Source organism: Terriglobus albidus (assembly GCF_008000815.1).
Lineage (GTDB): Bacteria > Acidobacteriota > Terriglobia > Terriglobales > Acidobacteriaceae > Terriglobus > Terriglobus albidus_A.
In genome coordinates this window covers 3,189,184-3,200,781 of sequence record NZ_CP042806.1, presented here as the reverse complement: position 1 = coordinate 3,200,781, position 11,598 = coordinate 3,189,184, and the positions used below count along the sequence as shown (strand labels likewise).

Here is an 11,598-nt window from a genome sequence, read left to right as displayed (position 1 = left end):
GCGGAAGCGGGAAGGAGTAATGCCTCGTAAGGCCTATGTAAGCCCGACGTAAGCTAACGGCGAGGCTGGCAGCACGTCAGGACGACAAGTTAAGCGTTTTCAATAACTTGACAAACCTGCGGTCAGCATGAAGAGGATGAAAAAACGGCTCGATCGCCAGCAGATTCACGAAGTTTGTTTTGTGGCTGATCGCTTCCTCAAGGCACTCGACTGCCAGGTCGAAAGCTCCCATCCCGACTGCAGCGAGACCTTCTGCCAGGGGAGTAACGTATTGCCGACTCGCGAGTTGATGCAGTCTCTCGATACATTCTTCGGCTCGCGATAAGCTGCCTCCCTGCGCGTACCCTGCGGCAAGCAGACCGATATCCAATGGTGAGGCAGACGAAGAAAGACACTCGATCACCGCGTCGTAACGCTGCTGCTGGAATTGCAGGAGTCCTTCATAGAATCGTGCTTCAGGATAATCTCGATCCAGTTCGAAAGACTGCCGGAGATGTTCTACGGCTGACGAATACTCCCCTTTTACATAGTGAAGATAAGCCATCCGTGCGCAATCGCTGGCTGAGAGCGGGTCCAGTTCAGTCGAGCAGCGGAGTCCTGCCTCGGCTCCTTTGATGTCCCCCTGGCACAGCAAAGCCATGGCACGGAACATGTGAGCCTGAGCATGACTGGGTTGTAACTTTAGCGCGCGGTCGAACATCTTGTCCGCTTCGTCCCAACGATGCTCAAACCAGGCACGAAGTGCGCCCAGCACCGTGCATGTGTCACCAGATTCAGGATCGAGCGCATAACCGCGCTCTGCGTTTGCCTTCACGTCTGGATACACGTCACGACCCGAGACCACCCCGAACTGGGCCAGAAGACCGCTCGCCGCAGCCATGCCGCTATAAGCAAGAGCGTAGTCCGGATAACTCTCGGTAAGCCGTCGTAGCTGCTCCAGGGCGGCCTGCAGCGTTTCAGGCGACTGCTGATGAATTAGAAATCGAGCGCGCAGATACCTTGTATACGCGTCAAGGTCGGGCGGGAACGTTCGCGTTGGCCCTTGAACATCGGGCATGTGAAGCCTGAGTAAGTCCGCAACGGATTGCGCGATCTCTTCCTGGATCGCAAACACGTCCTGGAGCTCGCGACGGAACGTCTCCGACCAGATGTGATGACCTGATTCAGTCTGAATCGCCTGAGCAGTAATCCGAAGTTGTTCGCCGGCCTTCCTCACGCTTCCTTCGATGACTAGACTCGCGCCGAGACGCTGCCCTACTTCCCGGATATCGATGTTGGCACCCTTGAAGTGAAAGGCCGACGTCCGCGCAATCACGTTCAAGCCGGATATCCGCGTAAGCGAGTTCGTAATCTCTTCACTGATCCCGTCGCAAAAATAGTCCTGCTCTGGCTCCGGACTCATGTTTACAAACGGCAACACAGCGACGCATATGCGGCCGGATGCCGGCACATTGTCAATGCTTTCGCGATGTTTTGCCGGCTGGGCATCGAGCCATCGGAAAACCGGGACATAACTGCCCGGTCGTAATCCAATCAGAACTGGATCAACCATGCCCTGCTCTTTTTCGTAATACGCCTTTAGCTTTGCTCTCAGGCGGCGGGCCTCGACCCGAACAATCGCGTCGATGTTCGGGTTGTACTCCGAGGTGCGGTCGAACACCTCCATTGCAATCGAGAACTCCTTGAGGCTATCGACATCTCCATCGATCGTCTGATTCACGATGTGTGTCAAAAACCTGCATAGCCGCGGTGAGGAGACAAAAACAGGGCTATTCACTACGCGCGCCAATTGCTCGCGGACCGCCGTCGCGGGTACAGGATCGGCTGCAAAGTTAGCGGGAGATTTTCCGAATGATGGTGACGGCGCGGACACTTGCTTCTTCCCCTTTCAATTATGCGCCACAAAGCTTCACAACGTTACGGCAAGCTTACGTCGGCTTACGGCCGATCGAAGACCTGAGGTCTTAGCGTCGAGTCAGGCAGTATTCGAGAATTGATGCAAACCGAGAAACCAGCAGGAACAGTAATTTTCGTATCCAACAGAAGGCCGGGAGCGACCGTCGCGCAGGAGGTCGCAGCGTGCGGGCTGGCGCTGCAGTGGGCACGCACCATCCGAGGGGCGATTGATTTCGTCAACCTGGCGGATGAGAAGACCGTAATCGCCACGGAACTGGCCATGGCTGACGGTAATTGGAGAGACCTGGTCGAACGGATGCAGAGTATTGATATCTCTGTCCCTATCGTGCTCACGACACCTTCCAGTACCGCTGAACTCTGGTGGGATGCACTCGAATACGGCATCGATGACATTCTGCCGGAGCACCTCATTGCTTCCCGTTTGTGTCAGCTGTTGAAGCAAGGCACATCTTGAAGATCGGAAGCACAACTGAGAACTGGGAACCAACAACTAGCAATTTTTGTGCAGGAGAATAACCGGGATGAACGAAATGACTCGTTCGGCAAAGCATTACGACATGGTAGTGATCGGCTCAGGCGCAGCCGGGCATCACGGGGCAATTCAGGCGGCCAAACTGGGCAAGAAAGTAGCGGTAGTCGAACGTTCTGAAGCTCTGGGCGGAGCCAGTATCAACACAGGTACGATTCCCAGCAAGACACTTCGGGAGGCTGTCCTGCGCTTTACCCGATCAGGTTCAACGGATCACCGCATCTCGGCCTCTGACTTGGCGCTTCGAATCGAGGAGGTCGCGTCCAGAGAAGTTCGAGTGTTTGAGAGTCAGTTTCGCCGCAATGATATCGATGTATTGAGGGGCGACGCTTCCTTTCTTGGACCCCACACCGTTCGGGTTACGAACGAGGCTGGAGAGCAGTTCTGCGACGCGGATCATATATTAATCGCTACTGGATCGCGGCCGGCTCACAACGAAGCGATTCCCGTAGACGACGTTTCCATTATTGATACGGACACAATTCGCCGGTTACGAACAGAGCACCACGTGTTAACCATCGTCGGGGGAGGTGTAATCGGTATCGAGTATGCCTGTATGGCTGCCTCACTGGATATTCCGGTGACACTGATTGAACGCCGCCCTCGCATCTTGGATTTTGTCGACCAGCAGATCGCAGAAGCACTGAGTTATCACATGCGCAGTCAGGGCGTCACCTTTCGTTTGGGTGAAGAAGTCGAGGAAGTCACGAGATCTTCTGAGGGAAAAGTCTGCGCGAAGCTGAAGAGCGGAAAGCAAATCTGGTCGGATGCTTTGCTCTACGCGGTAGGACGGCAGGCAAATACAGATTCCTTGAATCTTGCGGCATGTGAACTCGCTGCCGATGCCCGAGGCAGAATTCAAGTAAATGCCAACTTTCAGACTTCGCAGCCGCACATCTACGCGGCGGGCGATGTGATCGGCTTCCCCAGCCTATCGTCCGTTGCAATGGAGCAAGGCCGCGTGGCCGTGTGCCGTGCGTTCGGCGTACCGGTAGTGTCAGTCCCAGAGCTGTTCCCTTACGGCATTTACTCAATTCCGGAGATTTCGTTCGTTGGCAAAACAGAAGAGCAACTGACGGAAGCAGGTGTCTCTTACGAGATTGGCATCGCACATTATCGCGAGATAGCACGAGGCCAGATCCTAAACGACACCAGCGGACTTCTGAAGATCTTGTTTCACCGGGAAACGCGCCAGCTTCTGGGTGTTCATATCGTCGGTGAAGGCGCAACCGAACTCATTCACATCGGACAAGCCGTCATAGGATTCGAGGGCACCATCGACTCCTTGATAAACACCGTCTTCAATTACCCAACATTGGCTGAGTGCTACAAGGTCGCCGCGCTAAACGGTCTCAATCGAATCAATTATTCGGGCGAACCCCATTTAGCCAATAGCTGAGGGCGTTTCTTAAGTAGTTCGCTACTCCGACGTAGCGGGATTTTCGGCTGGCATACATCATTGTCTCAGCGCTGCTGAGATAATCTCCGGAACATACTGACGCCTTCGGTCAGCGATACAAAGTCCCGGATCTCCGATGAGAAGATCTCTCGAATTTCGAAATGCTCTCTATTCATACCGCAGAGCATCAATCGGATTCAGGCGCGAAGCCTTCAGCGCTGGCACCATTCCGCTCACCAGGCCCACCACGATCAGGATCGTAGTCGAGACAAGCACGATAGTAGGCGAGAGAATCAGGCGGATATCCGCGGCTTCCCCGCCCTTAGCGATCGCGCTGTAGAAGGTAATACGTCCGGCGAAGACGCTTACCAGCCAGGCCAGCAGCATGCCGCCCATACCGCCGATACCGGTGATGACCATCGCCTCTGACAGGAACTGGAAGAGGATGTCTTTGCGCCGCGCGCCGAGGGCCTTCTCTACACCGATCTCTTTCGTGCGCTGCTGCACGCTCACCAGCATGATGTTCATCAGGCCGATGCCGGCGATGCCGAGCGTCAGCGCACCGATGAACGTGAGCAGCACCTGAAGTGCGATGGTGATGATCTGGAACTGCGCGAGCTGTTCCATGATGTCGGCGGTAAAGACGGCGGTCTTGTCCGTTGGCTTGAAGTGATGAGTCTGCGCCAGAGCCTTGCGAACCGCTTGTGCAATCTGGGTATGGTTGCCCTGGTAGCTCATCCAGATGCCGTCCGGATACTTGATGTCTTTGATATCGGACATCGTCGAGTACGGAATATTGATGATGCGGTTAACGTTGTCGTCGCCCTCCTGCATCTTCGGCTTCAGAATGCCTACGACCTGAAATGCGATGCCGTTCACGCGAATGGTCTGACCCAACGCATCCACTCCGCCGAAGAGCTTGTCTTTCGCCTCAGGACCGATGACGGTCACATGCGCGCGGGAGTTCACGTCTTCGGCGGTGATGAAGCGTCCCTGACCGATGGACCACTTCTGCACATCAGCGATCTCCGGCATGACGCCGTCGGTCTCCCATGTGAAGATATGGAGGTCGTTCTTCACCGGAACCTGCTTCCACAAAACTGGAGTGGCGTGCTGGATACCCGGGACCGTCTCCATGATGTGCTCAACGTCGTCCAGGGTGAACTTGATGATGACGCCTGCCTTGGAGCCACCTACCTGTTCGCTGGTTTTGCCGGGGAATGCTCCCAGCAGGTTGGTTCCCCACTGCGAGAAGATCGCCTCAATTGCCTTGCCGAAGCCGTTCCCATAAGCGAGCAGCAGGACGACGGTGGCGATGCCCCATGCCATGCCGATGATGGTGATCATCGTGCGCCGCAGGTTGTGGCGCATAGCTTCAATGGCCTGTCCAAAGATGTCCTTCAACATGGCTAATCCTTTCTCAGGGCTTCCACCGGCTCCAGCATTGCCGCCTGGCGAGCGGGATAAAAGCAGGCGAGCAGGCCGCACAGGGTCAGTGTTCCCATGGCAAGGGCAGCCGACCACGGAACGATACGCGGCGGGTCGAAGCCTATCTGGTTATTCCCCATGAGGGCGTGCAGCACGGCCATGAAGATAGCAGCGGCGGATATCCCCACGAAGCCGCTGACGCCGGTCAGCACCAGGCCCTCCATCATGATCTGCCCCAGGATGCTGGTACGGGTTGCGCCCAGGGCCTTCAACAGACCGATCTCACGGGTACGCTCCGAGACCGTGACCAGCATGATATTCACAATGCCGACAGCGCCAAGAGCAAGTGTCACGATACCCACGCCGCCGAGAAAGACATCCATCGCGGTAAAGATCTTTCCAACGGTCTGCTGGCTCTTGATCGTGTCCCACTCTTCGATCGACTCCAGGTCTTCAGGGTCGAAGTTATGGTTCTGGGCAACGATCTTATGGACCTCTTCCTTGGCCAGCGTGTTGTGGGTGGGGTCAATCGGCTGATACTGGATAGAGGTAAGCGCTCCCTGGGCGATGTTATTGCCCTTGATGGGGAAGATATCCGCCATCACGCTGAGCGGGATATAGACCTTCTGATTGTCGAAGTCGCGGTTGCCGCGGCCAATCCACTGCGCGACACCGATCACCTGGAAGCGGTAGCCGTTGACGGTGATGAACTCTCCCAGACCATTGCCGCCATTCGGAAAGAGCAGCGTCTCACTCTTTTTGCCGATGATGGCGACCATGCGGCGGTCCTTGATGTCCTGGTCATTCAGGTAGCGGCCTTTGCCGAGCGGCAGATTGCGCACGGTATGATAGTTGGCTTCGATGCCCATCACCGCGCCGCCGGCGCTCTGGTACTGGCTCTGCTGTTTCAGATCGCCGCGCTGGATAAACCCGGTGACGTTGGCGACGTCCGGCGCCTGGGTGCGAATCTCCGCCTCGTCATTGATGGTCAGCTGGTAGGGACGGAGAGTGCCCTGGTTGGAGAGCATGGTGCCTCCCCACATCATGATGATGTTCTCTCCCAGGCTCTTCAGTTGCCGCTGTTGTCCGGACCGGAAGCCCTCGCCCATGCCGATCAGCAGCAGCAGGGACGCGACACCCCAGGCAATGCCGAACATCGTTAGGAATGAGCGCAGCTTGTGCGCCCAGATGGCACGGAAGACCTGACCGACAATATCACCGAAGAAACCCATACAAAGGACGCGTATCCTGCTCTACGCAAAGACAGGTGCCGGAGTTCCGTAGCTTAGACCGTAACTTACAGATTCTTCGTCAGCATGGGGGCCATGGTGTCCGCTTCGACGCGAACCGAACGGCCAAGGCTCTCCAGGAGGCGGGTTACAAGCGCAACCGTTTCATTAGACGAAGTTTCGCCCCGAACGAGAGTTACTTCCTTCTCCGACAGGCCACGAAGTGCGGCACAGCGTTCGGAACGGTAGGTGCAGCTTGCCAGATCTGTGATGCTGAGTGCGCCGGTGGGCGTACAGATGATGGTCTTGGGGGGAGCCATGCGGTCGATCAGCGAGAAGATCTCGAGCTTCGACTCCAACTCGTCGGGAACGAAGTCGATGGCGATGTCGGCCTCGCGCACGGCCGCCTCGACCGTGCTGGCCAGCTCGACATCAAGACCGGCCTGCTCGATCTGTTCCCCGGCGCGGCGCAGTTTGTGGGGCATTACATCTTCGAGCACGGTGGAAAAGCCGGCCCGGGCGCACTCCAGAGCGAAGCTGGGGCCCAGCCGGCCTGCACCAATGACGGCAACGCGTAACGGAAGCATTTACTTTGCCTTGATGGCAGCCAGAACGGACTCGAAGCTCGGCTCCGACTTGGAGACGTGGTCCAGCAGACGCTGCCGTTCCTCGGCGTTCAGCGTCGGCAACACAGCCAGAATCCGGCGCAGGGTAACAGCAATATCGTCGACATAGTTCATCGTGCGGATGGCTTCGCCGGACAGCGGCATAGGGTCACTTCTCCTGGTGAATCTTTCTCCACCAGTCTACGTCAATCCTCGGTGCCCTGCTCCTCGGGAGGCCCAAGAGACTCAGCCTCAGGATCGACCCAGCCATCACGGTCCGTCATCTCCATCAACGCTGCGAGCTGAGTGGCAAAGTCCGGATGCAGCGCATCGGGCTCATACCGCCAGCTCCAGTTGCCATCCGGCAGGGACGGTGTGTTCATCCGGGCACTGCTGCCCAGGTGCAACACATCCTGCAGAGGAAGGATGCAGATGCGCGCCACCGATGCCTCTGCCGCGCGGATCATCGCCCACACCACCTGCGCCTCATGCGTGAAGTTTCCCATGTAGGTCTGCACGTTCAGGCGCTCCGCCTCGCTCGTATTCTCGACCCACCAGCCCAGCGTCGTATTGTTGTCGTGCGTCCCGGTATAGACGACCGCGTTCTCTTCGTAGAGATGAGGCAGGTAGCCCTGCGCTCCACGGTTGCCGAAGCCGAACTGCAGAATCTTCATCCCCGGCATCTCGAACTTCAGGCGCAGCGCATCGACCTCCGGAGTAATCATCCCCAGGTCCTCCGCCACAAACGGAAGCACGCCCAACTCGCGGCGCAACGCGGCAAACAACGCATCGCCGGGGGCCTTGACCCATTGCCCGTTGATTGCCGTCTCATCGGCGGCCGGAACTGCCCAGTAAGCCTCGAACCCGCGGAAATGATCCAGCCGGATCAGGTCATAGAGCTGCATGGCGCGGCGCACCCGGGCGACCCACCAGGAGAAGCCTCCCTGCTGCATCGCCTCCCAGTTGTAGAGGGGATTGCCCCACTTCTGCCCCGTCTCGGAAAAATAGTCCGGAGGCACACCAGCAACCTCCACCGGTCTGAGATCGGCGTCGAGGGAGAACTGATCGGGGTAAATCCATACATCCGCGCTGTCATGGTTCACAAAGATGGCGACATCTCCCATCACCTTCACATCGCGCTCGTGACAATAGGCGAGCAGTTCTCCCCACTGCACCGCGAAGAAGAACTGAATGATCTGCTCGATCGCCAGTTCGCGCCCGCTTTCACGGAGCAGGCTTTCAAGAGCCTCCGGCTGCCGGGTCGCAAACTCTTTAGGCCAATCGCACCAGCAGGCGTAGCCAAAACGGCGACGCAGCACGGCATACATGACCCAGTCGTTCAGCCAGCTCCGATGCTCTTCGCAAAAGTGCTCAAAATGCCGCCACGCATCCCCTTTGGGAGCGTCCAGAAAGTTCTGCGCAGCTTCTACCAACAACGCAAGCTTCTCTGAGGCTACGGCGAAGTTCACCGGGCCCTGCGCGGAGGGCAATCCCTGCAGCCGCTCGCGCGAGAGCCAACCACCATCAGCCAGCTTCTCCAGACTAATCAGCAATGGGTTTCCCGCAAAGGCAGACAAGGCCGCATACGGAGAATTTCCATAGCCGACCGGGTTGAGCGGAAGCACCTGCCACAACCGCTGCTTGGCGTTACGCAGAAAATCAACGAAGGCAAAGGCCGCAGGGCCCATGTCGCCGATACCACCCAGCGAGGGAAGCGATGTGAGATGAAGAAGAATTCCTGAAACTCTACGAGACCTGTCCACGCTCAATCTGATGCTCCCCCTCTTCATGATGCCGCTTTGCCGGATGAAATCCCTAAGAAAAGCGAATGGCCGGAATTCCCGGCCATTCGGATGGATAAGGGCTGAAATCGGTTTACTGAAGTCCGGTCTGAGCCGCCTGCTTGTTCAGCTTGATGGCGCCCGCCTTCTCATAGTCTTCCACCAGTTTGGTGACGTAAACCGAGAAGACCTCCTGGCGTTGCTGGTTCAGCATGGCATCACGGGTGCGGGAGAAGTTCTTGGCAATCTCTTCCGCCGTCGGCTCCTGCTTCTCGACCACAGCCAACACAATGCCGTTGGCGCCGCTGTTGATCGGGCCGGAGACGCCGCCCTTCGGCAGATCGAAGGCCGCCGAGGCCGGGCCGCTCATGCTGCCCACGTCCGGAACACTTCCGGCTGCATCCACCAGATCGCTGGTCTTGACCGTGATCTTCTCCTCCGCCGCAGCCTTCTTCAGATCGTTCAGCAGCTTGGCGCGATCAGCCAGAGCCTTCAGCTTCGCATTCAGCAACTGGGGAACCTTATCAGCTTTATAGTCATCGGCAACATGCGACTTCCAGTCAGCGAAGGCCGGCGCATGTGCCGCATGGATATCGTCAACCTGGAAGATAGCGAAACCTTCGCCGGTCGCCACCGAGACAGGAGCAGCACCCTTGACGGTGGAGAAGGCCTTGCTCAGCATCGACGAGCCATCAGGAACGCCGGCGATCACGCCGTCCGCGCCCAGATAATCGGTCGTCTGTACCTTGAGACCGTGTGCCGCGGCAGCACCAGCCAGTCCCTGCTTGGCAGCTTCCGCCGCAAGCTGGTTGGCAAAGTTCTGCATCGCGCCGCCCACCTTCTGCTGCTCCAGGATCGGGCGAATGGTGTCCTTCACCTCGGCCAGCGGCTTGGTGCGCTCATCCTGCTTCTCGGTCACCTGCAGGAAGTGGTAGCCGAACTGGGTCTTGAAGACATCCGAGGTCTGGCCGACGGGCGTGGAGAACGACTGCTTCTCGAACTCGGGCACCATCTGTCCCTTGCGGACCATTCCGAGGTCACCACCACGTTCCTTGCTGCCCGGATCGTCAGAGTTCTCCTTCGCCAGCTTGGCAAAGTCGGCGCCGCCCTTCACCTGCTTCTGCAGGCTCTCGGCCTTGGCCTTGGCAGCGGCATCGGTCTTGGCGTCAGAACCAGGAGCCACGGAGATGAGGATGTGACGTACCTTTACCTGCGCGTCGACCTTGTACTCAGCCAGATGCTGGTTGTAGTAGCTCTGGATATCGGCATCGGAGATTTGCGGACGTCCACCCGGCAGGCTCGACACGTCGAAAGCGATGTAGCTCAGCTTACGAGCTTCAGGAACCGCCGTGGCATAGCGAGCCGCATTGGTCTTGAAGAACGCCTCCAGCTCCGCATCGGTGGGGTTCAGGCTCTTCTTAAGATCGTCGGCGCTGATCAATGCGTAGTCGAACTTTACCTTCAGACCCTGCTTGCGAAACGCCTCGCGGACCGCGTTGTCGCTGACGGTCACGCCGCCGGTAATCGTCGACTGCAGACGATCCAGCAGCAGGCTGTCGCGTACGTCCTTCTCGAAGTCCGAAACCGAGATGCCCTGCGACGTGATGAGCTGCTTGTACTTCTCTTCCCCGATGAAGTTGCCACCCGGGAAGAAGATCTGTGCGTAGCGGGTGCGAAGCTCATTGCGAACATCGCTCTCAGTCACTTCCAGGTGCAGCCGCGCCGCTTCCTGCTTCAGAACCGCACGCTGGATCAGGCCCTGGGCGACACGCTGTGCCATGAACGGCAGAGCGAAGTCCGGCAGGCGCTGCGCCTGAAGCTGACGCTCCGCGATCGCGTTCACCTGGGTGGTGGGGATATCTTCCGCCTGGCCAAAGCGGCCAAAGACGCCCGGCCGCCGGACACTGGCATAGATCCCGCTGGTAGTCGCATCGTTGTCAAAGATGCCAGGGACCAGCGTAATGACCATGGTGACAACGGCAGCGCCGATGATGACGGCGAAGAGAGCTTTCGTGAGGCGATTGTCTTTCTGAAGAATGCGGATCATGCTTGGCGACTAAACCTTCACTTCACACGCGGCCTCTCGTCTGAGGCGCATTGCCCGGAATTTGCTACGCGCCGTCAGTCGGCATTTGGCAGGGCAAGCTACAAGTATAAATCAGGAAAAGAGGAGCTTCCGGCCCGGTCCCTTTCAGTACAACAGGCCGCTGGTCACCAATCCCAGAACAACGGCCGCCACATCTTCGGTAAGCGCAGCTGGCATATCTTTGCCATAGATCTCGGCCATCTTGCCGCGAGCCCACGCCCAGAACAGCGTACCCACAACCGCGCCCGCAACTCCTCCGCAGATTCCCAGAGGGAGAGAGCCTCCCGCCAGTCCCAACACGATACCGCCGAAGGTTCCGGTGACGATCCGCGCGCCGAACTGTGGCGGCGTCTTGCGGCTGGGGGTAAAGGGAAGCTTATCCGCGACCAGCTCGGCAATTCCTGCCGCCGAACAGACCCACGGCGCCCAGGCCGCCCCCAGAAACGCCAGGCTGGTGTTCTCCAGATGCAGCACGCCAAGCCGAGCCGCCCAGCTCAGCATCACCAGCGGCATCATGGTGCGCATACCGGCAACGATTCCAATCCCAAACACTTGCAGCAGGAGCATCTGCCCTCCGTGAGGTTCGCCCAACTAACATACCCCGCCACGGCGGAGCACGCCGAT

At 58.1% G+C, this 11,598-nt stretch carries 10 protein-coding genes; 2 read left to right on the top strand and 8 right to left on the bottom strand.

Going from position 1 to position 11,598, the window contains the following annotated elements:
• Positions 1-76: 76 nt before the first annotated feature.
• Positions 77-1,732 (bottom strand): tetratricopeptide repeat protein, encoded by a 1,656-nt coding sequence (locus FTW19_RS12710; protein WP_246153718.1) that lies wholly within the window; start codon positions 1,730-1,732, stop codon positions 77-79.
• A 264-nt stretch (positions 1,733-1,996) separates the two neighbouring features.
• Between FTW19_RS12710 and FTW19_RS12705 the strand changes: the two genes are divergently transcribed.
• Together FTW19_RS12705 and sthA are read left to right on the top strand one after the other, a co-directional pair.
• On the top strand, positions 1,997-2,371 hold the full coding sequence (locus FTW19_RS12705; RefSeq protein WP_147647984.1) for a hypothetical protein: 375 nt from the start codon (positions 1,997-1,999) through the stop codon (positions 2,369-2,371).
• A gap of 67 nt (positions 2,372-2,438) precedes the next feature.
• Positions 2,439-3,845 (top strand): Si-specific NAD(P)(+) transhydrogenase, encoded by a 1,407-nt coding sequence (sthA, locus tag FTW19_RS12700; RefSeq protein ID WP_246153717.1) that lies wholly within the window; start codon positions 2,439-2,441, stop codon positions 3,843-3,845.
• 168 nt (positions 3,846-4,013) lie between these two features.
• Here sthA and FTW19_RS12695 read toward each other — a convergent pair whose 3' ends face one another.
• The 7 genes from FTW19_RS12695 to FTW19_RS12665 form a co-directional block, all read right to left on the bottom strand.
• Positions 4,014-5,252: an ABC transporter permease gene (locus tag FTW19_RS12695; protein WP_147647983.1), complete on the bottom strand. Its 1,239-nt coding sequence runs from the start codon at positions 5,250-5,252 to the stop codon at positions 4,014-4,016.
• A 2-nt stretch (positions 5,253-5,254) separates the two neighbouring features.
• Entirely contained in the window at positions 5,255-6,505 is a 1,251-nt protein-coding gene (locus tag FTW19_RS12690; RefSeq protein ID WP_147647982.1) for an ABC transporter permease, read from the bottom strand.
• A 65-nt stretch (positions 6,506-6,570) separates the two neighbouring features.
• Positions 6,571-7,089: a 3-hydroxyacyl-CoA dehydrogenase NAD-binding domain-containing protein gene (locus FTW19_RS12685; protein WP_147647980.1), complete on the bottom strand. Its 519-nt coding sequence runs from the start codon at positions 7,087-7,089 to the stop codon at positions 6,571-6,573.
• Positions 7,090-7,272 carry a hypothetical protein gene (locus FTW19_RS12680; RefSeq protein ID WP_147647979.1) on the bottom strand — a complete coding sequence of 61 codons (183 nt, stop codon included), beginning with the start codon at positions 7,270-7,272 and terminating at the stop codon, positions 7,090-7,092. It lies immediately after the preceding gene.
• 41 nt (positions 7,273-7,313) lie between these two features.
• Entirely contained in the window at positions 7,314-8,870 is a 1,557-nt protein-coding gene (gene malQ, locus FTW19_RS12675; protein WP_348641852.1) for a 4-alpha-glucanotransferase, read from the bottom strand.
• Positions 8,871-8,982: 112 nt separating this feature from the next.
• Positions 8,983-10,935: a peptidylprolyl isomerase gene (locus FTW19_RS26350; RefSeq protein ID WP_147647975.1), complete on the bottom strand. Its 1,953-nt coding sequence runs from the start codon at positions 10,933-10,935 to the stop codon at positions 8,983-8,985.
• A 144-nt stretch (positions 10,936-11,079) separates the two neighbouring features.
• The gene (locus FTW19_RS12665; RefSeq protein ID WP_147647973.1) at positions 11,080-11,541 is read right to left on the bottom strand and encodes a DUF4126 family protein; all 462 of its coding nucleotides are present in this window, start codon (positions 11,539-11,541) and stop codon (positions 11,080-11,082) included.
• Positions 11,542-11,598: the final 57 nt, after the last annotated feature.